This is a genomic window from Pseudomonas sp. G2-4 (assembly GCF_030064125.1).
Lineage (GTDB): Bacteria > Pseudomonadota > Gammaproteobacteria > Pseudomonadales > Pseudomonadaceae > Aquipseudomonas.
In genome coordinates this window covers 2496331-2522208 of sequence record NZ_CP125957.1, presented here as the reverse complement: position 1 = coordinate 2522208, position 25878 = coordinate 2496331, and the positions used below count along the sequence as shown (strand labels likewise).

Annotated in this window: 24 protein-coding genes; 9 read left to right on the top strand and 15 right to left on the bottom strand. The window is 60.2% G+C overall.

Annotated features, from left to right (window positions below; all coding sequences use genetic code 11):
- Positions 1–170: 170 nt before the first annotated feature.
- Positions 171–1130 carry a response regulator gene (locus QNH97_RS11455; protein WP_283556908.1) on the top strand — a complete coding sequence of 320 codons (960 nt, stop codon included), beginning with the start codon at positions 171–173 and terminating at the stop codon, positions 1128–1130.
- A gap of 3 nt (positions 1131–1133) precedes the next feature.
- A complete protein-coding gene (locus QNH97_RS11450) occupies positions 1134–2087 on the top strand; it encodes a sensor domain-containing diguanylate cyclase (protein WP_283556907.1) in 954 nt (317 codons plus the stop codon).
- Positions 2088–2195: 108 nt separating this feature from the next.
- Here QNH97_RS11450 and treA read toward each other — a convergent pair whose 3' ends face one another.
- Together treA and QNH97_RS11440 are read right to left on the bottom strand one after the other, a co-directional pair.
- Entirely contained in the window at positions 2196–3824 is a 1629-nt protein-coding gene (treA, locus tag QNH97_RS11445) for an alpha,alpha-trehalase TreA (RefSeq protein ID WP_283556906.1), read from the bottom strand.
- Positions 3825–3970: 146 nt separating this feature from the next.
- Positions 3971–4663: a B3/B4 domain-containing protein gene (locus tag QNH97_RS11440; protein ID WP_283556905.1), complete on the bottom strand. Its 693-nt coding sequence runs from the start codon at positions 4661–4663 to the stop codon at positions 3971–3973.
- 164 nt (positions 4664–4827) lie between these two features.
- Here QNH97_RS11440 and QNH97_RS11435 point away from each other — a divergent pair, with 164 nt between their 5' ends.
- The 4 genes from QNH97_RS11435 (at position 4828) to QNH97_RS11420 (ending at position 9090) form a co-directional block, all read left to right on the top strand.
- Positions 4828–5430, top strand: a complete 603-nt coding sequence (locus tag QNH97_RS11435) for a helix-turn-helix domain-containing protein (protein ID WP_283556904.1) — start codon at positions 4828–4830, stop codon at positions 5428–5430.
- Positions 5431–5781: 351 nt separating this feature from the next.
- On the top strand, positions 5782–6792 hold the full coding sequence (locus tag QNH97_RS11430; RefSeq protein WP_283556903.1) for a zinc-binding alcohol dehydrogenase family protein: 1011 nt from the start codon (positions 5782–5784) through the stop codon (positions 6790–6792).
- Between the two features lie 17 nt (positions 6793–6809).
- Entirely contained in the window at positions 6810–8336 is a 1527-nt protein-coding gene (locus tag QNH97_RS11425; protein ID WP_283556902.1) for a UxaA family hydrolase, read from the top strand.
- Positions 8337–8385: 49 nt separating this feature from the next.
- Positions 8386–9090 (top strand): FadR/GntR family transcriptional regulator, encoded by a 705-nt coding sequence (locus tag QNH97_RS11420; protein WP_283556901.1) that lies wholly within the window; start codon positions 8386–8388, stop codon positions 9088–9090.
- 196 nt (positions 9091–9286) lie between these two features.
- On the opposite strand, the gene uxuA is transcribed toward QNH97_RS11420, so the two are convergent.
- The 6 genes from uxuA to QNH97_RS11390 form a co-directional block, all read right to left on the bottom strand.
- The gene (gene uxuA / locus QNH97_RS11415; protein WP_283556900.1) at positions 9287–10462 is read right to left on the bottom strand and encodes a mannonate dehydratase; all 1176 of its coding nucleotides are present in this window, start codon (positions 10460–10462) and stop codon (positions 9287–9289) included.
- A gap of 13 nt (positions 10463–10475) precedes the next feature.
- Entirely contained in the window at positions 10476–11933 is a 1458-nt protein-coding gene (locus tag QNH97_RS11410; RefSeq protein ID WP_283556899.1) for a mannitol dehydrogenase family protein, read from the bottom strand.
- A gap of 17 nt (positions 11934–11950) precedes the next feature.
- The gene (locus QNH97_RS11405; protein ID WP_283556898.1) at positions 11951–13243 is read right to left on the bottom strand and encodes an MFS transporter; all 1293 of its coding nucleotides are present in this window, start codon (positions 13241–13243) and stop codon (positions 11951–11953) included.
- Between the two features lie 78 nt (positions 13244–13321).
- On the bottom strand, positions 13322–14353 hold the full coding sequence (locus QNH97_RS11400; RefSeq protein ID WP_283556897.1) for a Zn-dependent oxidoreductase: 1032 nt from the start codon (positions 14351–14353) through the stop codon (positions 13322–13324).
- Positions 14354–14405: 52 nt separating this feature from the next.
- Positions 14406–15617 carry a D-mannonate dehydratase ManD gene (manD, locus tag QNH97_RS11395; RefSeq protein ID WP_283556896.1) on the bottom strand — a complete coding sequence of 404 codons (1212 nt, stop codon included), beginning with the start codon at positions 15615–15617 and terminating at the stop codon, positions 14406–14408.
- Positions 15618–15621: 4 nt separating this feature from the next.
- Complete coding sequence (locus tag QNH97_RS11390; RefSeq protein ID WP_283556895.1) at positions 15622–16614, bottom strand: sugar kinase; 993 nt, start codon at positions 16612–16614, stop codon at positions 15622–15624.
- A 155-nt stretch (positions 16615–16769) separates the two neighbouring features.
- Between QNH97_RS11390 and kdgR the strand changes: the two genes are divergently transcribed.
- Positions 16770–17552: a DNA-binding transcriptional regulator KdgR gene (kdgR, locus tag QNH97_RS11385; protein WP_283556894.1), complete on the top strand. Its 783-nt coding sequence runs from the start codon at positions 16770–16772 to the stop codon at positions 17550–17552.
- Here kdgR and QNH97_RS11380 read toward each other — a convergent pair.
- Genes QNH97_RS11380 through QNH97_RS11350 form a run of 7 tightly spaced genes read right to left on the bottom strand, consistent with a single transcriptional unit; the run spans position 17528 to position 23136 of the window.
- The gene (locus QNH97_RS11380; RefSeq protein WP_135845910.1) at positions 17528–18133 is read right to left on the bottom strand and encodes an acyl-homoserine-lactone synthase; all 606 of its coding nucleotides are present in this window, start codon (positions 18131–18133) and stop codon (positions 17528–17530) included. The genes kdgR and QNH97_RS11380 overlap by 25 nt on opposite strands.
- Entirely contained in the window at positions 18121–19029 is a 909-nt protein-coding gene (locus QNH97_RS11375) for an alpha/beta fold hydrolase (RefSeq protein WP_283556893.1), read from the bottom strand. Before QNH97_RS11375 ends, QNH97_RS11380 begins: the two co-directional genes overlap by 13 nt.
- A complete protein-coding gene (locus QNH97_RS11370; protein WP_283556892.1) occupies positions 19016–19924 on the bottom strand; it encodes a DMT family transporter in 909 nt (302 codons plus the stop codon). The genes QNH97_RS11375 and QNH97_RS11370 overlap by 14 nt, the downstream gene beginning before the upstream one ends.
- 5 nt (positions 19925–19929) lie before the next feature.
- Positions 19930–20541 (bottom strand): flavodoxin family protein, encoded by a 612-nt coding sequence (locus tag QNH97_RS11365; protein ID WP_283556891.1) that lies wholly within the window; start codon positions 20539–20541, stop codon positions 19930–19932.
- Positions 20542–20544: 3 nt separating this feature from the next.
- Entirely contained in the window at positions 20545–21228 is a 684-nt protein-coding gene (locus tag QNH97_RS11360; protein WP_283556890.1) for an iron-containing redox enzyme family protein, read from the bottom strand.
- Between the two features lies 1 nt (position 21229).
- Positions 21230–21775, bottom strand: a complete 546-nt coding sequence (locus QNH97_RS11355; protein WP_283556889.1) for a GNAT family N-acetyltransferase — start codon at positions 21773–21775, stop codon at positions 21230–21232.
- An 8-nt stretch (positions 21776–21783) separates the two neighbouring features.
- Entirely contained in the window at positions 21784–23136 is a 1353-nt protein-coding gene (locus QNH97_RS11350; RefSeq protein WP_283556888.1) for a phenylacetate--CoA ligase family protein, read from the bottom strand.
- Positions 23137–23794: 658 nt separating this feature from the next.
- Here QNH97_RS11350 and QNH97_RS11345 point away from each other — a divergent pair.
- Both QNH97_RS11345 and QNH97_RS11340 read left to right on the top strand, forming a co-directional pair.
- Positions 23795–25264: an anthranilate synthase component I family protein gene (locus tag QNH97_RS11345; protein WP_283556887.1), complete on the top strand. Its 1470-nt coding sequence runs from the start codon at positions 23795–23797 to the stop codon at positions 25262–25264.
- Complete coding sequence (locus QNH97_RS11340; RefSeq protein ID WP_135845918.1) at positions 25261–25845, top strand: anthranilate synthase component II; 585 nt, start codon at positions 25261–25263, stop codon at positions 25843–25845. The genes QNH97_RS11345 and QNH97_RS11340 overlap by 4 nt, the downstream gene beginning before the upstream one ends.
- Positions 25846–25878 lie beyond the last annotated feature (33 nt).

Genomic DNA, 25878 nt, shown 5'->3' with positions numbered 1-25878 from the left:
GAACGCCCCGCCGGCCTCCCATGTTTAAGGAGGGGTTCCGATAAACCCTATGCACTGGCAGGTCTTTGCTACCCTATGACATGATGCATGTAAGCCATTCCCTGATAGCCAACCTCTTAAAGAGTGCCTCTGTGTCAGTGATTCCCCTAGTAGTGTGTGACGATTCCAACATGGCTCGCAAACAAGTACTACGAGCCCTGCCGGCGGACTGGCCGGTCTCGGTCACCGAGGCCATGAATGGTCGCCAGGCCATGGACGCCATACGCCAGGGTTTGGGACAGGTGGTACTGCTCGACCTGACCATGCCAGAGATGGACGGTTACCAGGTGTTGAGCGCGTTGCGCGACGAAGGATTGAAGGCGCAAGTCATCGTGATCTCGGGTGACGTCCAAGAGGAAGCGGTGCGCCGCGTGCTTGAACTGGGCGCGCTGGCCTTCCTGAAAAAACCTTTCGACGAAGACGAGCTGCGCCAGACCCTCAGTCGGCTGGGGCTCCTGACGAAACCCGGCCAGACGCCACCGCAGAATCGTTCCGAAACAAACACCGTCATCAGTTTTCACGATGTATTCCGCGAAACGGTCAACGTCGCCATCGGCCAGGCAGCCGCCCTGATCGCCAAGGTACTCGGGGTTTTCGTGCAGTTGCCCGTACCGAACGTGAACATTCTCGAAGTGGGTGAGTTGCACATGGCGCTGGCCGATGCCGGCAGCTCCCAGCAACTGACGGCCATCTGCCAGGGTTTTATCGGCAGTGGCATCGCCGGCGAAGCCCTGCTGATCTTTCACGACTCGGAAGTCGCCGACATCGCGCAATTGATGCAACGTCAGACGAGCGAGTACTCGGACCTGGAAATGCTGCTGGACCTCTCCAGCGTCCTGATCGGCGCTTGCCTGAGCAGCATTGCCGAACAGATCGACGTGGTGTTCTCCCAAGGCCACCCGCAGATTCTTGGCCAACACGCGGCCATCGATGAGCTGATCCTGCTCAACCAGAAACGCTGGAAAAAGACCCTGGCCGTCGAGATCAGCTATAGCCTGGAAGGGCATGACATTCGCTTCGATCTGTTGCTGCTGTTCACGGAAGACTCGATCGAGCGATTGACCCACAAACTTGCCTACCTGATGAATTGAGCCATGAATGATCCTGTTGATCTCACCGAGTTCCACTGGTTGCTGACGATTGTCCAGAGCATCGATGTGGGGGTGGTCGTGCTCGATCGCGACTACCGTGTGCAGGTCTGGAACACCTTCATGGAGAACCGCTCCGGGGTACAACCCAAGGACGCCCACAACCAGCATTTTTTCACGCTGTTCCCCGAGGTCGACCGCCAATGGTTCAGCCGCAAGGTGGAAAGCGTCGCCACCCTGGGCACGCCAGCGTTCACTATCTGGGAGCTGCGTCCGTATCTGGTGCGGTTCAAGAACTACCAGCCGATCACCGGCCAGGAAGAGTTCATGTACCAGAACACCACGTTGCTGCCTCTGCGCTCCCCCGACAACAAAATCAACCATGTCTGCCTGGTGATCTATGACGTCACCGACGTCGCCACCAATCGGCATCAGCTTCAGGCCGCCAATGCGCAACTGCAACAACTCTCCAGCACCGACCGGCTGACCGGCCTGTACAACCGTGGCCATTGGGAAGAAAACCTGAAAGCTGCCCATGCCCGCAACCAACGCTACGGCAATGCCTTGAGCCTGGTGATGTTCGATATCGACCACTTCAAACGGGTCAACGACACCTATGGTCATCAGGCGGGCGACAAGGTTATCGAGCAAATTGCCAAGCTGGTGCGCGAGCATGTACGCGAATCCGATGTGGCTGGGCGTTACGGCGGCGAAGAATTCGGCGTGGTGCTGTCGGACACCGACAAGGCCGGCGCACTCGTTTTCGCCGAGCGTCTGCGCAAGGCAGTCGAAGAAATGGAAGTACTGCACAACAACCAGAGCATCCGCTTCACCATCAGCCTCGGAGTGGCCGACCTGAGCCAGCCCTCTACCTCCCACGCCGACCTGATCGCCTGGGCCGACAGCGCGCTGTATACCTCGAAGAAGACCGGACGCAATCGGGTGACGGTGTATGAGTAGATGATCAAGCGCCGAGCACGGGACCACCGCCGGCCACGTGCTCCGTTGATGCACGGAACGTCCTCCACATTACGCTATCGCAAGAGAGGCTCGAACACGCCTTGCACTTCATTCATCAGCGGGCGCTGGGGAGCTTGCGCCATACTTGCTCATCAGCTTTAGCGTGACCCCGTTCGTCCAGCCGAAGCCGTCCTGCAATTCATACTCGCCGCCGCCTCCGCCATCTCCCCGTCCAGACAGATCGTACTTCTCTACCAGTTTGTTTTCCTTGCGATAGAGATTCTGGACCTGCTGCAAAAAGCGGCTGCCAATCTGTTGCGCCAACGCGGTTTGCCCGTATCGTTCCAAGCCCTCCACTGCGACCCATTGCAACGGTGCCCAGCCATTGGGCTCATCCCACTGCTGGCCATTGCTGACCTGGGTAGTGGCAATGCCGCCGGGACGCAACAGACCGTCACGCACCGCCTCGGCCGTGCGGTTTGCACGCTCGACAGAGGCGAGCCCTGTGTACAGCGGGAACAGCGTCGCGCCGGTGAGTGGCTGGCGTTGCTGGTTGCGCTGCCAATCGTAGTCCACATAGAAACCGCCGTCGGCATTCCACAGGTGCTTCTCGATGGCACGCTGGCGCAGCTCGGCGCGCTGGTTATACGCCTGGATGCAGGGCGAGTCCTGAATGGTTTCACAGGCTTTGGCGATGGTGCGCTCCAAGTGGTAGATAAGACTGTTCAGGTCAACCGGCACAATTGACGTGGTGCGTATGGTCGTCAGGTTCTGGCCATCGTCCAACCAACGAGAACTGAAGTCCCAACCGCTTTCGGCGCCAGCACGCAGGTCACGCCAGACTTCCTGCCTGGGCCTTTGCGGCGCCTGAGCGGCGGTCTTGACGTCTTGCAACCAGGACTCCTGGCGAGGCGTCGCGCTGGCATCCCAATAGCGATTCAGAACGCTGCCATCTGCGAGTTTGACGACGTGCTGGGCAGCCGCACCGGACTTGAGTGCCTGGGCACCTTCCATCCAATAGGCATATTCCTTCTGCAATTGCGGCAGGTATCGCCCGTAGGCCTGGTCACCTTCGATGCGAGCCTGCAACTCCACCATGTAGGCAAAGAACGGCGGCTGCGAGCGACTCAGGTAGTAGGTGCGATTGCCATTGGGAATGTGGCCGTAGGTGTCGATCATGTAGGCAAAGTTATCGGTCATCTGGCGCACCTTGGCCTTCTCACCGCTTTGCTCAAGCCCCAGCATGGTGAAATACGAATCCCAGTAATACATCTCGCGAAAGCGCCCGCCTGGCACCACATAGGGCTGCGGCAGGGGCAACAAGCTGCTGTATTGCGGAACTTGGCTGTAGCTCCGGCTTAGCACGGGCCACAGCTTGTCGATGTGTTCTTCAATCGGGGCACCGGGTGCCGGCGCCGGACTTTCAGCCTCGCCCGACTCGATGAAGTTATCTTGCACAAAGGCTTTGATATCGAAGCCTTCGCTGTCACGCCGGGCCAGGTAGTCGGCACGGATTTTCGAAGGATCACGCTTGGGCAGCGCGTCCACGAAGTGCTTCTGGTCAGTAAAAACCTGCTGGCGTTGCACCGCTTCGAACAGCTCGGGATAGGCTTGGTCGGGCGGCAGATTGGTTCGCCCCCGGGCATCTTCATAGCTCCATGTCGCGGGCGGTTGACTTGAGCAAGCCGCGCAGAGCAGCGCGGTGAAGGACAGACTGGCGAAATACAAAGGTCGCATCAATGGCTCCATGTTGTCGTTCCTGACAAACGAGTGACATGAGCGGATGGGGCTGGGTTCATTAAATGCTTGTGGGGCGACATGGCAGTGGCGTGAAAGAAACGGCTGCCAGGACAGTGAGCAGGATAACAGTCACTTTACGGGTACTAGGCCCCAGGACCAACCAAGGCGCTCTCAATCCGGGCGCCAGGCATCATCAATTGCAGGCCCTCTATCAACTTGTCACCCGCTTCAGTCAACGCCTCGAGCGGCATAGCCGGCAAGCTTTCCAGAATGAACCACATGTGGCTTGCATCGGCACTCAACCGGGTTCTAACACCTTGGCGCCAATTCCAGCGCCGGCACGTCACGCCTTTTTCATCCCGCCAGACCACTTCGCCGGCGTCGGGATATTCATAAGCTGGAACGCCTTCTTTCATGGTGTCAAAAGGTTCGGAACCATCCGCAATAACGAGCCGTGGCACGCCTGTATAGGCTGCAATGTTTTCCCCTCCCACCGGGATCGCGTACTCAATGCTGATGGCGTTGTACAGATCGACGACAGGGTCCAGGCTCGGCAAGTTGCCATCGCGCAAAACCCGCTTGCGCAAGGCTTCGGCTGAGCAAGGGGTCCGTTGCGGCTTCGCCCCGAACTGTCGAAACGTATCTGCCCAAGCAGCCAGATGAGCATCCCCCCAGCCGGGTCCGCCCGCCATGACCGACTGGCACGCACGTTCCAGGGCTTCTTGAGCGACGCTTGGATTGATGAGCGGCGCAGCTTCCACCACGATGCTCAGGGCCCTGAACCCCGGGGCCAGCTCAGCAACAGATGGGTCGATTAACGGCAGTACGGACAACATCAACGATCTCCAGAAATTCAAATCTCATTTCATGCTAGTCATCGCCGACCAAAAAAGTCAATATATCGACCATGATGAGCTGCTACGGCCAATGGCCTGATTGACGGAACTGCCGACAAACGCCGAGAATTCCTTCATCCATTCTTCCCTCATGACCCATACCAATGACCACGAATACCGGTATATCAACAGCCCCTGGTGCTGATGCACAGGCTGTGAGCCTGGCCGTTGCGCGCACCCTCAAACAGGCACGCAAGGCACAAAAAATCACTCTGGATGAGCTTTCCCGTCGCTCAGGGGTGAGTAAAGGAATGGTCGTCGAAATAGAGAAATGCACGGCCAATCCGAGCATCGGCATCCTCTGCAAAATCGCTGCGGCGTTGCGCCTTTCAGTTGCAGACATCGTCAATGTGACGGAAGCCCCCTCCGCCCATATCATCGACAGTCATGACATTCCTACGCTCTGGACCGGAGATCAGGGAGGGACAGCACGGCTTCTGGCCGGAACGAGCGGCCCCAACATGATTGAACTGTGGCGCTGGGAGATGTTTCCAGGTGAATCCTTTGCTTCACCCGGACATCCCCAAGGCACGTTGGAACTGTTCCATGTCGAGAAAGGCACGCTGAAATGCGTCGTAGGAGAAACCGAACTGGTCATTCCCGCCGGTAGCTCTGCGGTGGCAAAGACAGATGTGCCACACACCTACGCCAACACCGGAAGGTCCAAGCTGGTTTTCACTATGTCGGTCACCGAAATTCATCAGTAGATGTTTTGACTCAGTACTTGTTTTCCCTCCACGTGGTGCTCATCCAAATTTCCTCGTAGGCAATCCCCCCTAGGCATCTTCCCCCAGCGCTGGGCGATGCCAAGTGCATTGTAAGAAGGAAGAGAAATCGGATCGGCTCTACAAACCCACATTGGTCAGTCCAATCGATATTATTTTAAATTGGTCTTGCCAATATTTTTTCCGGCGTGTAGCTTTCAGGCGAAGATCATCCAAGCGGGTCACTGCCCGACTACAACAAAAAAGAGAGCCCGGTCCCGGCAGCCGTGCGCTCACAACCCTCCTCCCGCCTGCAGGCACCCATTGCCTGGACGCCCGCCAAGGAGCATCAACATGCTGACTGTCATTTGTAACGAACCCGGCTCGTTAACCGCCATCCAGACTGAAAAGCCCCTCAGGAAACCGGGGGAGATCCTCATCCGGGTCAAGCGTGTCGGGGTCTGTGGCACCGACCTGCATATTTTCACTGGCAATCAGCCCTACCTCGAATACCCGCGGGTCATGGGGCACGAGTTTTCCGGGGTTGTGGAAGGCACTGACAGCGCCAGCAACCTCGCCGTGGGTGACGTCGTCTACGTGATGCCTTATCTGTCCTGCGGGACCTGCATCGCCTGTCGCCAGGGCAAGACCAACTGCTGCACCCGTATCCAGGTGCTAGGGGTTCACTGCGACGGCGCTTTTACTGAGTACCTGAGTGTTCCATGCGAATTCGTACACAAGGCCGTGGGGGTTTCCCTGGACCAGGCAGCGATGATCGAGTTCCTGTCGATCGGGGCTCACGCCGTACGTCGTTCAAATGTCCAGGCGGATAAGCACGCCTTGGTGGTTGGCACCGGCCCGATCGGTATGGCGGCGGCGATCTTCGCCAGCCTGCGTGGGGCAAAAGTTACCGTGCTGGATACCCGTGAGGATCGCCTGTCGTTCTGTAAACAACACCTGGATATCCATGCGGCGGTGCAAATCGGTGAAGGTGACAAGCAGGCCCTGGCTGAACTCACCGGGGATGATTTTTTTGACGTGGTGTTCGATGCCACCGGCAATGCCCGGGCCATGGAGCGCGGGTTCGAGTTCATCGCCCACGGCGGCACCTATGTGATGATCTCGGTGGTTCGGGACTCCATCACCTTTTCCGACCCGGAATTTCATAAGCGTGAAGCCACCCTGATGGGCAGTCGCAACGCGACCAAGGAAGACTTCCATTACGTCGAGCAGTGTCTGCGCGACGGACTGATTCCGGATGCAGCCCTCAATACCCATCGCCTGACCCTCGGCGATATCGCTCACTCGTTCACCACCTTGCTCGACCCCAAACAGGGGGTGGTCAAGGCCATCATCGAGTGCTAGGACTGGGAGGACGTACCATGAACTTGCCTTCTTCTTTGCTGGTCTTGACGCCCGGGGACGATGTCGCGGTGGCGCGCGGCGATATCGCTGAAGGTCAACGCCTTAGCGCCGACGGCATCGCGCTGATCGCCCGACAGGCGATTCCATCCGGCCATAAGATCGCCCTGCGCAGCGTGTTGGCGGGCCAAAGGGTGCTCAAGTATGGCCAGACCATCGGCCAGGCGACCGAGGACATCACGCCTGGCGATTATGTCCACGTGCACAACCTGGCCATGCCCACCACCAATGCCGAACACAGTGTGCGGAACGTCTACGTCCCCACCTTGCCCAGCAGTGACTGCGCTACATTCGAAGGTTTCGTCCGCGCGGATGGACGCGTTGGGACACGTAATTACATCGGCATTGTTTCCAGCGTCAATTGCTCGGCCACCGTGTGCAAACACATTGCCAATGCGTTTTCTGCCGAGCGCCTGAAAGACTTTCCCAATGTCGATGGCGTCGTTGCAATCACCCATGGCAGCGGTTGTGGCATGGGGGCAAAAGGTGAAGGCATCGATATTCTCAAGCGTACCTTGCGCGGGTATGCCGATCACGCCAATTTCGCCGGAGTCCTGTTGATCGGCCTGGGTTGCGAGGTCAACCAACTCACCCCGCTGATGAATGAACTGGGCGATCGCTCGGCGGTGCTCAAGGCCAGCCTGATCATCCAGGACGCGGGTGGTACTCGCGAAACCGTGCAACGTGGTATCGCCCATATCGAAGCGATGCTGCCCATCATCAACCAATGCCAGCGCACGAGCGTGGCCGCCAGCCATTTGTGCGTCGGCCTGCAGTGCGGCGGTTCGGACGGTTATTCGGGCATTACGGCGAATCCGGCACTCGGCGCGGCCGTGGACCTGTTGGTGCAGCATGGCGGCACTGCCATTCTTTCGGAAACGCCGGAAATCTATGGCGCTGAACACTTGCTGACGGCTCGTGCTGCGTCCGCCGAGATCTCGGCAAAATTGATGGAGCGGATCCATTGGTGGGAAGCGTACGTACGCCATAACGACGGTGACATGAACAACAATCCTTCGCCTGGCAACAAGGCCGGGGGCATCACCACCATCCTGGAAAAATCCCTGGGTGCCGTGGCGAAAGCCGGCGCTACCGGGTTGATGGGGGTTTACCAGTACGCTGAAACGGTCGAGGCTCAAGGCCTTGTGTTCATGGACACGCCCGGTTATGACCCGGTGTCCGCGACCGGCCAGGTGGCGGGCGGCGCTAATCTCATCTGTTTTACCACGGGTCGCGGCTCGACCTACGGCTGCAAGCCCACGCCGTCCTTGAAGATCGCCACCAACACTCGCCTGTTCCAACGCATGGAGCTGGATATGGATTTCAACGCTGGAGGCATTGTCGATGGGCTGGAGTCGGTGGCTGAGGCCGGTGAGCGGTTGTTCCGGTTGATGCTGGAGACGGCTTCCGGGCGCCGTACCTGCAGCGAGGAAAACGGCTTGGGCGATAACGAGTTCCTGCCCTGGCAGATCGGCGCGGTGATGTGAATCCGGCGCCTATGGTAGCCTTCGCCGACTATCCGATGGACGCCGCCCCATGGTCTCACCACTAAACACCTCTGAGCGAAAGCCGTACCAGAAAATCGCCGACCAACTGCGCAACTACATCGCCCAGGGTGATTTCAAAGCCGGTTTCAGGCTTCCCCCCGAACGGGATTTGACCCAACTGCTGGGGGTTTCCCGACCTTCGTTGCGCGAGGCGCTGATCGCCCTGGAGATAGAGGGCGAAATTGAAATCAAGATGGGCTCAGGCGTGTACGTGCGCGCCAGGCCCAAGGACGGGAAAAACACCAGCGTAGCCTTGGGTGAGAGCCCATCGGAACTGATGCAGGCGCGCGCCTTGATCGAAGGTGAATCCGTGGTCCTGGCCTGCTTGCATGGCAAGAAAAGCGACTATCGCTATTTGCAGGAATGCATCGACGCCATGCGCGCCAGCATCGCCAACGGCCAGCCGCCGCTGGAGGACGACCGAAAATTTCATCAGCGCCTGGCCAAGATGAGCGGCAACTCCGCCCTGGTGCGGATCATCACCGCACTCTTTGATGAACGACACAACCCCATCTCGGCGCACCTGAGCAAACATTCAGAGAATGCCCTGACCTGGGAAGCCGCCGTCGTCGAGCATGAAGCGATCCTGCGTGCCGTGGCCCATAAAGATGTGCTCGGCGCCCAAACCTCGATGCGCCAGCATTTGAGTCGTTCGGAGAACCGTTGGCTGCGAGCCCTGGAGCCAGATGAGTAGTGAGCCGGCCCCGCGGCTGATGGTCGCCTGGTGGCGAGGGAGCTTGCTCCCGCTGGGTTGCGAAGCGACCCCAAACAAGTTGAATGCGGTCTGTCTGATGCACCGCGGGGTCAGGTTTTAGGGCTGCTGCGCAGCCCAGCGGGAGCAAGCTCCCTCGCCACAAAAAACGGCACAGCGCGGCTTTGGTGTTCTCGGGCTAGCCCAGTTGCCGACGCACGGCCAGTTCCACACCACGGATTTCCGCCAGGCCCTTGAGGCGGCCGATCAGCGAGTAGCCGGGATTGCTTTTGCGGTGCTGATCGTCGAGCAGCTGGTGCCCATGGTCCGGACGCAGCGGCAAGCGTGGGCCGCCTTCGCGTTCTCGCCTGCGCTCTTCCGCCACCAAGGCACTGATGACCCCCACCATGTCGACGTCGCCATCCAAGTGATGGGCTTCGTGGAAGCTGCGCGGATCCGCTTCGCGGCGGGTTGAGCGCAGGTGGGTGAAGTAGATGAAGGGCGCGAAGTGCTTGGCCATCGCCACCAGGTCGTTGTCTTCGCGCACGCCGTAGGAGCCAGTGCAGAACGTCAGGCCATTGGCCGGGCTTGGGGCGGCGTCCAGCAACCATTGGGCGTCTTCAGCGGTGGACAGGATGCGTGGCAAGCCTAGCAGCGCACGGGGCGGATCGTCCGGGTGAATCGCCATGCGCACACCCACCTCCTCTGCCACCGGGATCACCGCGCGCAAGAAATACCCCAGGTGTTCACGCAACCTGGCTTCGTCGATGTCGGCGTAGGTGCGCAGCAAGGCCCGGAAGTTTTCCAGGCTGTAATGCTCCTCGGCACCGGGCAAGCCCGCAATCAAGGTGTTGACCAGGGTTTCGCGCTTAGCTGGCGTGAGTTGCTCGAAGTAGGCCTTGGCCTGCTGGATATCCTCGGCGCTGTATTCGGCCTGCGCACCCGGGCGCTGGAGAATGAACAGGTCGAAGGCGGCAAACGCGGTTTGATCGAAGCGCAACGCCCAGCCACCATCCGCCAGTTCATAGGTCAAGTCGGTACGGGTCCAGTCCAGGACCGGCATGAAGTTGTAGCAAACGATATCGACGCCGCAGCTCGCCAGGTTGCGCACGCTTTGCTGGTAGTTGGCGATGTACTCATCGCGTCGTCCGCAGCCGCGCTTGATGTCCTCGTGCACCGGGATGCTTTCCACCACTGACCAGCTCAAGCCAGCCGCTTCGATCATCTGTTTGCGCGCCGCGATGGTCTCCACCGGCCATACTTCGCCGTTGGGAATTTCGTGCAGCGCCGTGACGATACCCGTCGCACCGGTTTGACGGACGTCCGCCAGGGAGATCGGGTCTTTGGGGCCAAACCAACGCCATGTCTGTTCCATGTTCTTCTCCTTGTTATCGGTTGGGTGCGGCAAAGGTGTGCAAAAGGCTGCCAATGCCATCGCGAACCAGGGCTGCATAGGCACTTTGCACCGCATCGCGAAAGGCGACGCGAGCCGACAACCCGGCCGGGAAGACTTCGTCCAGATCAAGAAAAGCGTCCACCAACGACGGGCCTTCGAATCGTCCCGCAAGATCGATAAAGGTCGCGTTCAAAGGATCGTCAATCACCGCCGCCGAACCGCCGGGCAACGGCTGCGTGCAGTAGCGAATCCAGGCCGCGATGCCCAATGCGGTACAGCCGATGCCACGTCCCTGGTCAAGCAATTGCTGTGCACCCAGCAACCAGCGTTGCGGCAGTTTCTGCGAGCCGTCCATGGCGATCTGGCGCAGGCGATGTTGCAGGCTGTCATTGGCAAACCGCGCCTTTAGATCGTGGGCATAGACCGAAAGATCGATACCCGCTGGCATGTCCAAAGTAGGCGCTGCCTCCTCGGCCATGTAACGCCCGATCAGGCGCAGCAGGTTCGCGTCGCTGACGGCATCGAACACCGTGTCGTGGCCGACCAGCAGTCCCACATAGGCCAGCAACGAATGGCTGCCATTGAGCATGCGCAGTTTCATTGTTTCGAACGGGCGCACGTCCTCCACCATCTGCACGCCCTCCACTTCCCAATCCGGGCGACCGAGGGGAAAGTGATCCTCGATCACCCACTGGCTGAAGCTTTCACAGACCACTGCCGCCGGGTCATGACAGTCCAGTTGCTCCAGTCGCCGGAAGGATTCGTCATCCATGGCCGGCACAATGCGGTCGACCATGCAGCTGGGAAACGCCACGTGTTGGTCGATCCACTGGGCCAACGCGTTATCCTGCGTCGCCGCCAAAGCGCTGACCGCCTGGCGCGTGCGCTGGCCGTTGTCGGGCATGTTGTCGCAGCACAACACCGTGAAAGCGGGGATGCCGGCAACGCGGCGCCGACGCAGGGCTTCAAGGACGATGCCGGGAGCTGAGCGTGGCGTTTGCGGATGAGCGATGTCATGGGCAATCACCGGGTCTTCGCTGCGCAGTTGCCCGGAGGAAGGGCTCAAGCAATAGCCTTTTTCGGTGATGGTGAGCGTGACGATCCGCGTGTGCGGCGCGGCCATGCGCTGCAACAGCTGCTCCAAGTCAGGGCCACCCTCGCCCACATACAAAGCCTGGCGCAGCACCCCGATCTCACGCAGCGTCACCTGTTCACGGTCGCGGTACTCGGCAACATGATAGCGGCCGTCCTGCTCGCGCAATTGATCGACCAACGTGCGATTCGACCGCAGGTTGGCGCTGCACAGCCCCCAGTCACTTTCGCCATGGCGATTGAGATGGCGTTGCAGGTAGACCGCCTGATGGGCGCGATGAAACGCGCCCAAGCCCAGATGCACGATACCGACCTGCGTTGCAGCACCGACGCAGGGCACTCGTTTCACAACAGGCATCAATACACTCCTTCTGTTCAGGGATGGCTCAGGGCCGAAGCCGGTTGCGAGCCTTGTGCAGCCGAGTCAGCGGTATTGGCTACCGCCAGGGGTTTTACATAGCGCGCCACACACACCGCGCCGATTACGGTCAACAGCCCCGCCAGCAGGAACGCACTGGTGAACGAACCGGTGAACTGCACCAGGAAGCCCGTCAAGGTTGGGCCGATAATGCCCGAGGTGTTCGCCAGAAAGTGCATGAAACCACTGACGCCGCCCACCCGCGCCGCCGGCACGGTGTCCTGGATGATCGCCCAATAGATGGCGCCGGTGAGGTAGAGGAAGAACACCGCCAAAGCCACGAGAATGACCGCCGGATACAGCGTCTTGACCATCCCGGCACAGGCGATACAGACCGCGCAGGCCAGCAGGCATGTCACCAGCACTACTTTGCGGGAGAACATCATCCGCCCGGTTTTCTTGAACACGAAGTCGGAAATGAAACCGCCCAAGGCCAGGCCGAGGAAACCCAGGACCCAGGGAATGACTGTGGCGATGCTCATGTCCTTGACGTTCAGGCCGTGGGCCATGGTCAAGTAGCTGGGGAACCAGGTCAGGAAGAAAAACAGCGTGTAGTTATAGGAAAAGAATGCCAGGGAGGTGAACAACACCGTCGGCTGCTTGAGGTAGAAGCGCAGCGGGAACACCGGTTGTGCCGCCAGGTCGCTTTGCCCCTCGGCCCGAAGAATCTCCTCGGCGCCCTCGCCCTCAGGCTTTTCCTTGACGAACTTGTACCACACCGCCGCCCAGATCAGGCCGACCAGCATGATGATAATGAACGAGACCTTCCAGCCGTAGGTGACGGCGATAAAGCCCACCACCGGGCCGGAAATCGCCCCGCCCAGCGGCGTGCCGGACATCGACGTACCAATCGCCCGGGCCCTGTGCTTGGGGGCGTACCAGTTGTTGACCATCTTGCTGGTGGTCACGCTCAGCGGTCCTTCGCCCATGCCGAACAGGATCCGGATGAGCACCAGCGAAGCAAAGCCCACCGTCAGTACGGTGAGGCCGCTGAACAACGACCACAACACCATCGCCAGCAACAACGTGGTCTTGGCGCCGTAACGGTCGGCGGCCCAGCCACCGATGAAGTTGAAAGCAGCATAGCCAACGAAAAAACTACTGAAGATCATGCCCATCTCACCCGTACTCAGACCGTAGTCCTTCTGGATGAAAGGGGCCGCCACAGACAGTGCCGAGCGGTCGAGGTAGTTGATGACCCCGGCCAGGAACAGCATGATGATGATTAAGCTACGTCCTTGACCAAACATGGTGGAGCCTCCCGCTTGTTGTGTTTATTCGGTGAGGATGCCCATAACAGGCACGATGGAACCGGTGGTAAAAACGGCTCAGTGATGGGCGTTCGTCAGCTCCACCAGAACCTTGCGGGTTTGCTCGGGGTGTTTCTCGATCAGCTCGATGGCGCCGGGCATCTCGTCGAAAGTGACGCGATGACTGATCAGGTCCTGGACCTGCAACTGGCCGCTGGCGATCAGTTCGATCACCTTGGGAAACTTGCGGTTGTTGAGCCGCGAACCCACCAGGGTCAGTTCCTTCTTGATCATTTCCAACTGCACCAGATCACTGGGCGTAGCAGTGAACCCCAACAGCCCGATGCGACCGGCCGGCGAGGCCAGGCGCACCATCTGCGGCATCAGCGCCGGGATGCAGGCGGCATCGACAATCAACGGCACGCCCTCGCCCTGGGTGAGCTCACGCATCGTCGCTTCGACATCGACTTGCTGGCCGTTGAGGGTCCGACTCGCGCCCAGGGCCCGCGCCGTCTCCAGGCGACTGTCGATGACGTCGGTCACGGTGATGTCGGTCAGCCCCAAGGCCCTGGCCATCTGCACCAGGGTCAGGCCGATCACCCCGGCGCCGTAGATCAGCACGCTGTCGCCCGGATGGGGCTGCATGCGATCAAGCACATTCAGGGCAATGGAATAAGGCTCGACCAGGGCGCCGTGGCTGAGGGACATCGCATCGGGCAAACGATGGGCGTTTTCTGCCGGCACGCAGACCTGCTCGCTGAAACCGCCATCGCGGTGCACACCGATCACTTGCAGCCGGGTGCAGACATTGGGCCGGCCGATGCGGCAGGGATAGCAGGTGCCGCAGCTGATCACCGGATCGATGCACACCCGGTCGCCCACTTGAAGGTGTTCTACGCCCTCGCCGACTTGCCGGACCACGCCGGAAAATTCATGGCCAGTGACACGGGGAAAACGCACGAATGCGTTCTGCCCATGGATGATGTGCATGTCCGAGCCACAGATGCCGGCATACGCCACATCGACCTGGACTTCACCATGGGCCACCTGGGGTGAGTCGACCTGGGCCAACCCGAACTCGAAGGGTGCTCTTACCTGAAACGCTTTCATCGGGTCACTCCTGACGGGACATCCGCCCCGTTTTCTATGTGTTGGAAACGCTTCACCAGTGCCAGAGCGTCCCGTCTTCCAGGCGGTTGACCGGCAGGCTGGCGCGCTTGTAGGGGTATTGGCGGGCGAGGTCTTCATCGATGTCGACGCCGTGCCCCGGTGCTTCGCCCGGCGTGAAATGGCCGTCCTCGAAGCGATAGGCATGGGGGAAGACTTCATCGATGCGCGCTTCGTGAGGCATGTGCTCCTGGATACCGAAGTTGGGCACCCAGGTATCGAAATGCAGGGCCGCGCCCATGCACACCGGCGAGAGGTCGGTGGCCCCGTGAAAACCGGTGCGCACCTGGAACAGCGCGGCAAAATCGGCAATGCGCCGCACATGGGTAATGCCGCCGGCATGCACCAGCGTCGTGCGGATGTAGTCGATCAACTGTTCCTGGATCAACTCGCGGCAGTCATGGATGGAGTTGAACACCTCGCCAACGGCCAAAGGCGTGGTGGTGTGCTGGCGGATCAGGCGAAAGGCCTGCTGGTTTTCGGCCGGGGTACAGTCTTCGAGCCAGAACAGGTTGTACGGCTCCACGGCCTTGCCCAGGCGTCCCGCTTCGATGGGCGTGAGGCGATGGTGCACGTCATGGAGGATATGCAGGTCGTCGCCAAAACGTTCGCGCACGGCGGCGAACAGCTTGGGTACGTAGTTGAGGTATTTGGCGGTGTCCCAGACGTGTTCGGCCGGCAGGTCGCTGTCGGCCGGCTCGTAGCGCTCGCCGCTGCGCTTGGCGACGCCGTAGGTGGTGGCGATGCCGGGCACGCCGCATTGCACGCGCACGGCTTTATAGCCCAGCTCGACGTGGCGGGCGACTTCGTCCAGGCAACCTTCGATGTCCCTGCCGGTGGCATGCCCATAGACCATTACCCGCTTGCGACTCTTGCCGCCCAGCAACTGATACAACGGCATGTTCGCCGCCTTGGCCTTGATGTCCCAGAGCGCCACATCGACGGCGGCGATGGCGGTCATGGTCACCGGGCCACGCCGCCAATACGCGCCGCGATACAGGTACTGCCAGATGTCCTCGATTCGGTGGGCGTCGCGGCCGATCAGCGCGGGCAGGACGTGTTCCTCCAGATAGGCCACCACCGCCAGTTCGCGGCCATTCAAGGTCGCGTCGCCGATGCCGTAGATGCCCTCGTCAGTGACGATCTTCAAGGTAACCAGGTTGCGACCCGGGCAGGTAACGATGACGCGCGCTTCTATAATTTTCATAAGCTCAGACCTGTGCAACGGAAGGATATGCAGGCGTGCCCATGCTCGGCATGGCCGCTTGGGGAATCAGTGCGCCTCGGTACTGGACAACCTGGGCAGCCAGGCGGTGGCCCCAGCGCGCGGCCTGCTCCGGGTCCCCGCCTTGCAGACGACAGGCCAAGTAAGCAGCGCTGAACGAATCGCCGGCGGCAGTGGTGTCGATGACACGGGCAACGTTTTGCGCGGGTACTTCGAAACGGCCCGCCGGACATTGGATCAAGCAGGACGCGGCGCCACGCTTGAGGGCCACTTCGCTGACCCCGGCCTGCGCATAAGCGCTGAACAAGGCGTCGGTGTCGCGATAGCCGAACAGGATGGCGTCATCGTCCCAAGTGACCAGGGCCAGGTCGGTCAGGCGCAGCAGGTCGCGATAGGCCTGGCGGGCGGTTTCGGGATCGGGCCAGAGGTGGGGACGGTAGTTGTTGTCGAAGACGATGCAGGTGCCCGCTTGGCGAGCCCGCTGCAAGGCCTGCATCAGGCGTTCTCGCCCTTCGAGCGTGAGGATCGCCAGGCTGATGCCGCTCAGGTACACATAGTCGAACCCTGCCAGCGCCTCCAGCATGGGGTCGGCCTCGGGTCCGTCGAACATGCGCCGCGCCGCTGCTTCCCCGCGCCAGTAGAGAAAACGCCGCTCGCCGTGTGGGTCGGTCTGGATGAAATACAGTCCCGGCAGCGCCTCTTCGATCACCCGGACATGGGCGTCAGCAATGTCCTCGTTACGCCAGGATTGACGCATGGCCAGGCTGAATGCATCGCCACCCACGGCGGTCATGTAGTCCACGGTCACCGCGGCGGGCACACTCAATCGGGCCAGATAGACCGCCGTGTTGAGCGTGTCGCCACCAAAAGTCTGGGTGATCGCAGCGCCCGGTTCACCGTGCATCTCGATCATGCACTCTCCCACCAATGCCACCTTCAAGGGGCGGGTGTGTGAGCCATGGATTCGTGTTTCATCCATCATTACGCGCCTTTTTTGTGTTTTTAAAACGGCGTTTCATTTTTCTTTCAAGGCCCGAGTCTAGCCAGATTTCCCGCCTCGTCAAGTAAAAATGAAACAGCGTTTTGTTCTGCTTGCGTATATCCTTGGGTTTTACTTTTCACGTTGGAGCCTTCATGGACAACAGCGTCATCCCAAGCAATGATCAGGTGTCGGCCGTTGGCCGGACCATGGCCGTACTCGAGGCCTTGGCCGAGCATCCGGAAGAAAGCGGCGTCTCGGAAATCGCCAACAAACTGGACATGTCCAAGGCCACGGTTTATCGCTTTTTGCAGTCGCTCAAGGCGCTGGGGTATGTGGTGCAGGATGCCGAGGATCGCTATCGCCTCAGCGTCCGGCTATTCGAACTGGGGGCCCAGGCCCTGCCCCACCTGGACATCGTCCGGGAAGCGGAACCAGGCATGCGCCGGATCAACGAGCTGACGGGCGAGACGGTTCACCTGGGGATTCTTGACGAAGGCAGCATCGTCTACGTGCACAAGATCGACTCCAAGTACAACCTGCGCATGTACTCGCGCATTGGCCGGCGAGCGCCGCTGTACTGCACCGGCATCGGCAAGGTGCTGATGGCCTGGCTTGAAGAAGATGAGTTGCTGGCGCACCTCAAGGAAGAAAGCTTCGAGCGCCGCACGGCCAATACCCTGACCAGCGTCGAAGCCTATCTGGAAGAACTGGAAACGGTTCGCCGGCAAGGCTATGCCGAAGACCATGAAGAGTTCGAAGACAACATGCGCTGCCTGGCGGCGCCGATTCGCGACCGCTTCGGTCACGTGATCGGCGGCATGAGCGTTTCATTCCCGTGTTTTCGGTTCAGGGAGGAATTGAAGCAGGATTACGTCAAGCAACTGATGGAGGCCACGCAACAGATTTCAGCTCAGTTGGGTTGGCACTCGCGTTGAGTCTTACCAGCCACTGCACGGTGACGATAACCCGCCACATTGATCCAGAAAGGCACCACTGGAAACTCATTGACCATCTGCGGCCCCGCAATCCTGTGAGTGCTGACACCCATGCGCCTGAGCAGGCGCTCGTTTCCCGGCGCACTGAACGCAATCAACCGACGTGCGCCAAGGGTCTGCGCAACGCCGATGACCTTGCTCATTAACCATGTGGTGTCGTGCCAGGCCCGCATGACCTGGGCCCGTCGCGACAGTGGACGCCGGCTGGCAAACCGGGACAGCTCCCAGACGGTGCTTGAGGACGGCAACGGCGTGTCACCCATCAACTGGGGAAACACCTCCCCCAACAGAAAGGGGCGATCGGTAGGAATCAAGCGTGCGCACCCGACGATTTCCTGCCTGCTGTCGCGGGCCAGGACATACACCGTATCCGGCCGATCGAAAGCATCCACCTCGAAGCCCTCGGCGCAGGGCAATGCCCAGCCGAGGCCCTTGACGAACACATCATACCGATAGCGCGCCAGTGCCTTGAAGAGGGCCGGGGACATCTCACTGCGGGTGCTGGCAATCACTTCGAGCATGGTCGAACCTCCCCGACACCGGAGGTTGATATGAACCCTGTGATGGCCGCGACGACCTCCGCACCCTGTTCAATATAGGGCACATGCCCAGAGTCCTCGATGACCTGGCCACGGGCGTCGGGCAGTTGTTGGAGCAGGTTCTCCAGGGCGGCAGGCAGGAACACCTGGTCATGCTGCCCCCAGATCACCAGCGTTCTCGAAGAGATCAGTGGAAGCCGCGCGAGAAGTACGTCCAGGCCTTCGCGGCGAAAATCCTCGATGGCCCGCTGCACCGCAGCAAACCGCGACCTGCCGCTGGCCGCCATGGCCTGCGCCAGGCGTCCTCGCACTTGGGGTGGCCGCTTGAACACCAGGCTCCAGAAGCGCCTCATCTCCTCGACCGTACGATAGCCGAAGACACTGCCCTGCCCTTGCAGGCCAGCTTGCAATGCCGGTCCCAGCGCCGTCGGGCCGAGACCGGCAGGCGCCAGCAAGACCAGGTGACTGACGCGCCGGGGGTATTTCGCGGCATACAACCCGGCCACGCAACCGCCCAAAGAGCTGCCAACCAGCACGAAGGGACCCTCGCGTACCGTTTCCAACAAGTCCTCCAGCGCTGCCAGCAAGGCCTGCGGTCCGAAGCCCGCAGGCGGCTCGTACAAGGATTGGCCATGTCCCGGCAAATCGACAAAGACGCAAGGGTGATGGCGTGCCAAGCCCAGGATCGCGGGCCCCCACTGGTCCTTGCTGGCCCCCAAGCCATGAAGGATGACCAATGTCGGCCCCTTCTGACGCGCAGTGCCTTGCAGATAGGCCAGGCGCCCTCGAGCACTGGTGTGCCAGCGCAGTTTCAAACCGAACTTCCAGCGTTGGACCTGGCGCAAGGTACCGAGCAACAGTCGATCAACGCTGTTCATCCGCCACCCCTTGCCCTTTGCTGCCGCCGGCCTTGAGAAAGAATCTTGCGGGTAGGCGCAGTTGGCACAGCGCCACACCCGCCAGCGTCAGCGCTGCGCCGATCACCAGGCGCTGGCTGATGCCTTCGGCGAGCATGATCTGGCTGACAGCGATCGCGAACAATGGCACCAGAAGCAGATACGGGCTCAGTTGCTGCATCGAATTGCGCCCGAGCAACCAGAACCACAGGCCGAATCCCAAGAGACCGCCACTGAGAGCTGTGTAGAGGACCGCCCACCACGCCTGGGCGCTGGCCGTGTGGACGCTTGCCCATTGCCCGCCTTCCTGGACGAAGGACCACAACAACAGTTGCGGCGCGGCGATGACCGCGGTCCAGGCACTCAAGGCCAGTGGATCCAGCGGCCCGAGGCGCTTGGTCAACACCGATCCGACAGCGAATGCCAAGGCCGCCAGAGCCACCAGCAGCATGCCGACAAAAGTCCCGCTCGCTGACGGCTTGACCAGCAGCACCAGCACACCGGCAAACGCCAGCAAAATGCCCACCAGCACCCGCACTTTCAGGACTTCACCCAATAACGCGAACGCCAAAACGAGGGTAAAGGGTGCCGCCAGCTGATAGATGATTGCCGAGGTAGAAGCGTCTACCCGGGCGATACCGCAATACAGCAAGCCAAAATGTAAAGTGCCGGTAATCGTGGCGACCAAGACCATCGGCCCGAACTGCTCGCGCTTGACCCGCTTGAGCAATGGCATGAGGAACAGCGCCATGATCGCATAGCGCATGGCGACCATGAGGATAGGTGGCAGCTCGGCGCCGCCAATCTTCACCGCTGTGACCTGGGCGCCCCAGAGAAGCGTGACCAGCAACGCGAGCAATGAATCTTTCAATGGCATGACAATTATCCCTTCTGAAAGTGAATGGGTCGCAGGATTCTCTCCGGTTTGCCTGTGGCAACCCCTATGGGATTCAGTCGACGGTAGTGCTCACAGAGTCGATCCAGCGTCTCGCACAGGGCCTGTTCCGCTTCTGGATCGTGGGCCAGCTGTGTCTGAAAGCACGGCGGGAATCCCGAGCCGACCAGAATCATCTTGTTGAGCAGTACGTTGAGCGCGACCTGGGAGAAAACAGCCGTGTGCCCATAGCGCCGACCGACGACCGCAATTGCCGCGAGCTTGTCGCGCAGCGGCCGTTGGCGTGGACGCAGGAAGCCATAGCCGACCCGCTCCAGAAATGCCTGGAAGCGACTGTTGATGCCGTAGGCGTGCATGACGGGGAGATAGAGCACCGCATCGGCGCGGTCCAGCCGCGCCACCAACTGCCCGACGTCGTCCTGCACGGCGCAGTCCTGATCCGAACAGGCGTTATCGGCGTCGCAATAATCGATCCGGTAATCCTTGAGCCAGATGGCATCGATCTCGATCTCCTCGCCCAAGTGGCGGCGCACCAGCGCCACCACCCGTGCACTGACACCACAAGGTCGGCTGGAGCCGACAATGATGGTCAGGTTCATGATTCAGGACGCCTCTCGCAGCCCTTCTTCGCCAGCCAGATAGGCTCGCAGCGCTTCTTCCATCAACTGTCCGGTCAGCCACAACGTGACGCGTGCCACTTCCTTGATCTGGCGACGATCGTCTTCGGTCTTCACCGCACGCTGGATGGCCAGGCGTACTTCTTCGGCGTGCTTCTCATCGATGGTCGAATGGGCGACAAAGAACGTCATCTGCTCGTCCTTCAGGCCCAGGTCAGTGCGGAACCTGTCCAGGATCGGCTGGATGTGCTCGTAGACATCCTCGGCCCAATAGCTGTAGCCCAGCCGTGCGATCGGTCCCTTGCGGATAGCCACATCGTTGAGGAAAGCGATCAGCGCCTGGGTCGGTGCCAGGGGCGCTGGCATCTCCTGTGGCAGCAGCCCGACCGACTCGAGGTCGCGCAGTACCATGCGCTCGTGACCCAGCTCTTCCAAGGCGTGCTTATAGACGAAGCGCAGCAGTGTCGTCTCTTCCGGATCGGCACTGAAGGCGCAGGCGGCCTGATTGACCGAGTTGTAGCGGGTGTAGTGGTACACCTGCAGCATGAGCTGTTGGTAAAGAGCGGGTGGCGTGGGGTTGTCCAGACTGAATTTCCAGTAGGCACCCTGTTTGATCTGGGCCCAGCCCGCGTCGACGATAGCGTCGAGTTCGTTGAAGAATGCTTGCATTTCAATTGGCTCCTTTAACATTGTGGTAAACACTTTCGAGTTCCAGGTACACGAGGCTGTAGCGCCGCTCGACCTGTTCCCCGGTCCAGGTCACGTCATCCACCAGCACGCGCCCGCCCAGACCGACATAAAGGGCGGCCAGCTGGCCGCGGCACAGGGCCGAGATGAATCGCAGGTGGGTGTTGGCTTTCAGCCAGATGGCCGCCTGCAGGAGAAACATGCGCAGGTGCCGCCCGCCGCGATAGCGCTCGTCCAGCACCAGGCGGTTGGCATCGAAGGCATCCGTCGACTGTTGGAAATAGGCATGCACATCGACAGCCCGCTCGACGAAACTCAGGCCATGGCCCAGCGGAGTGACGCGCAACGTCCCGACCACTTCGTCGTTGTCCAGGTAGATCAGGTGATAGGACATGGCGTCGCGCAACTGCTCCCTTCGATCGAAGTCATCCTCCTTCGCCGGGTTAGTCCCCAGGTAGCGACTGCGCAATTGCCTGACGGACTCGAACAGATCGCTGGCGCTGTCGATCACGCGAACAGACAAGCTCATCGGTGACCTCACTGGCCTTTGCGTTGATCGACGATGCGGGCTTCTTTCCAGCTGAACCAACTACCCAGGTTCACATGTTCGGCAAGATCGCCCACCACCATGACCGTGGCCTCGACCCCCAGCCGCTCCCGCAGGCGCTCCTTGATCAGCAGCACCAGGCGTGCGCGATCACCATCGAAGAAGCGCGACATTTCCAGTTTGGCGATGACCGTATCGCGATCATTGGCGCGGCTGAGGACGATTTGATAGCCCAGGCACTGTTCGACGCCTTCGAGCAGCGCCTGCTCGATCTGCGCGGCCGAGAACGCGCGGTCATTCAGCTGCACGGCATCCTTCACTCGACCGACAACCTTGACGGTCTGGCGCATCGACTGGGGATAGCCCGGACGCGACTGGATAGAGACCAGGTCACCGGTACGGTAGCGGATCAACGGCTTGCTGCCGGGGATCAGCATGGTCACGCACAACTCGCCATCACCGGTGCCGCCCAGGTTTTCGCCGGTCTTGGGATCAAGCACTTCGATGAGGTAGTTGAGGCGATGAGGTACCAGTTGGTCGTTGGCGTTGCAAGCCGCGATGATCATCGCTTCCTGGGAGCCATACAGGCTGTTGTAGGCTTGCGCCCCCCACAGGCTATAAAGGTTGTTCTTCAACGCCGGCGTGCACAACTCGCCACTCATCATGAAGGCGCGCAGGGCGAAGTCCTCGCGTGGGTTGAAGCCTTGGCGCTCGGCTTCCTTGGCCATAGCCAGCAAGAGCCCCGGCGCAGAGGCGAGTACCCCGATGCGCAGGTCCTTGAGCAGTTGCAGCGCCTTGGGCCAGCCGATCACCGGTGAGTGCGGCCAGATCTTGGCATTGCACAGGTCGAGCTGGGTGCAGACATCGCCCAGGGTGTCGCCAAAGGAATGGACCTCGGTGGGCCCCATGATACCGACGACCGTCTTCTCACCTGGAAAGTGCTTTTCGACCACGGCCTGGTAGGCCATGGCCAACTGGCGATTGCTCGCGTAGCTTTCCTTGCGGTCCCGCGGGCATGGCGTAGCAGGCCCGGTAGTGCCCGTCGTCTCGTAATAAAAGATGCTGTCTTCCAGCGGGCCGGACAAAATGTCGAAGCCTGCCTCGCGCAAGTCGTCCTTGGTCGTGAATGGCAAGGTGACGAGATCATCCAAGGTCAGCGTACGCTCGTCGACCTGGGCAAGGTGCTTGGCATAGAACGGCGAAGAACGCTTCACGTGGCCGATCACTTCCCGCAACTGTTCCTGGTGCCATGCCGCCAACGCGGTGTCGCTGAGGACATCGGTCCAATAGGCATGATGAATCGGATCGTACCGCTTCTTGAATGTGTCTAGATGCTCTTTCATTTCAGCCGCTCAGGTTTGATGGGTTACTGGAACTCAACGGCCGCTACGTTAGTGACAGAAGTTACAAATACCCAGCTGCGTTATCCCGCAGTTGTGCGCGCACGAATTTCTTGTTAAAAGCACGCGCACTTACATATGCGCAGGAATAGTTGTTGTGCCTGTCGACACTAAGAAATGAATGAAATATTAATATCCGTCCAGCAGTTGACAGCCCCAGGGCACACTGGTAATTTCGCCGCACTGCTGCTCGTTCCCGCAGTGCCTAGCCAAGACTGGGATGTCTAAAATGTACTATCACCTTTCTGCTATCAGCTCTTCCCACAGCTACCCCGACAGCTGTTCCCGGGCCACTCTGGCCATCTTCAAAAGCAATATCTGGCGTCGCTAATAATTTAGCGAAGACCAGCGTCTGTCTGCTGCCTGCCAGCAACGTCCTGCTCTCTCCCCAATGAAATTCGAAGGTGCTCGCGCCTTGTGCCCTGCGCATCGATGGCTGCAATCCGTTGCAAGCCTGGTATTGCGCGCGACATGAACAGCGTCCGCCCCGAACATTCAGGATATCCGTCAACACCTATTTAAAGTGCCTGCGCACTTTATATTCCCGTGGCGCTCTCTTAATGGAGTGCCTGAATCGTTGCACCTTGAAAATGGTATAACCGTGAATAAACATTTAATTGACGTCAATGTTCTTCGCCGCGAAGAACGTCGATCTACAGATGCACTTGGCATATATGCAAATGCACTGGAGCAACTGGGTCGCGAGTCTGTCTTCATTCTTGAATCACTGTCCGGTCCAAGCCGCGATCGCCGGGCGACGATCATCGGGCTCGAGCCCCTTTTCGAAGTGTGTATCGATGAGGGCCAGGCACAACTGCGCGGCTGTCCTGCGCTGTGTGAACACTTGTCCGCCAGCCTGCAACAAGGGGGGGTGCAGGTCGATCCCGAGCACAAGATCCATCTACCGGACAGCGAGTCAGCGTGGAACCTGCTCCGGGCCATCCAGGCTACGTTCCAGCCTGCACCCAATGCCCCTTCCAGCCTGGCGTTCTTCGGCTATTTCTCCTACGACTGCGTTCGCCTGATCGAGCGCCTTCCCGATCTCGCCGAACAGACCTACAGCTACCCGCTCATCGCCCTGTCGGTCTATCAGACACTGGTTTATTTCCACAGCAACGGCATTGTCGAAACCCTGATCAACAACCACCCTCTGTGGGCGCCCCGTACAGTGGAGGATTACCCCTTCCTGAGCGCAACCCCGGCGTGCGAGGCAGTGGATCTGCCACCGTATCCAGAGACATTCGAGGAAATCCGCACGGTCACCCCGGAGCAATTTTGCGAACGTGTCGAAGTCGCGATGGAGCACATCCGCGCCGGCGACGTCTACCAGATCCAACTCGGCCATGAGATCCGCATTCGCTCGCAGGTTGCGCCGTTCGATGTGTACCAGAACCTGCGCCTGCGCAACCCCTCTCCTTACATGTACCTGGCCCATGTGGGCGGTATCGACCTGATCGGTGCCAGTCCGGAGCTGTTCGTCAGGATCAAGGACGATTTGATTGAGATGCGTCCGATCGCCGGTACTGTCGGCAAGAAGCCTGGCGTCGATCCGACCCAACTGGTGCTGGAGCTGACCCGCTCGGAGAAGGAACGCGCCGAGCACCTGATGCTCATCGATCTGTGTCGCAATGATATCGGTCGCGTCTGCCAGGCCGGCTCACTGGAAGTCGACGAGTTCATGCTGGTGGAGGAGTACTCGCACCTCTATCACATGGTGTCGAACGTTCGCGGTCTGCTGCGCCCAGGCCTGGACGCCTACGACGTGATCAAAGCCTCGTTCCCCGCCGGGACCATGTCCGGCGCGCCCAAGGTCAGGGCGATGGAGTTGATCGAGGGAATGGAGAGCAACCGCCGCGGCATCTACGCCGGAGCCCTTGGCCTCGTAGGTTTTGATGGCAGCGTCAATACCGCCCTGTGCATTCGCTCGACCGTCTTCGACGAGGGTACCTACCACTTGCGGGCATCCGCCGGGGTGGTTGCCGACTCGGTTCCCGAGATGGAGTGGAAAGAGACGTTGTACAAAATGGGTTCTGTCTACCGGGCAGTAACCGGCAAGGAGATCGCACTGTGAAAGTATTCCTGATCGATGCCTACGACAGCTTCGTCTTTATCATCAGCCAGTACCTGGAACAACTGGGGCTGGAAACCCGCGTCGAGCGTCACGACGTGCCAGACCTCCTGCAACGCATCGAGGATTTTTCACCGGACTTCTGCGTGCTGGGCCCTGGGCCTGGGCATCCGGCCGACGTTGGCTATATCGAAGTCATCAAGCACTTTCAGGGGCGTTTGCCGCTGCTGGGCGTTTGCCTGGGTCATCAGGCCATCGGCCTGGCCTTCGGCGCCCAGGTTTGCCGCGCCCCGCACGTGATGCACGGCAAGGTGAGCAAAATCGAGAATGATGGCAAGGGCGTCTACGACCATACGCAAGCACGTGCCATACAAGCCACCCGCTACCACTCGTTGATGGTCAGCGACCAGCAGTTACCCGACTGCCTGGAAGTCACCTCGCGATCCACCGATGACGGCTATGTGATGGGTGTACGGCATCGCCACCTGCCAGTGGAGGGGGTGCAGTTTCACCCTGAGAGCATCCTGACCGAAAACGGCTTGGACCTGTTCCGCAGTTTCATCAAGTGTTACGTGCACCAGTGATCCACCAGGAGGGGCGCACGCCCCTTCTTTTCC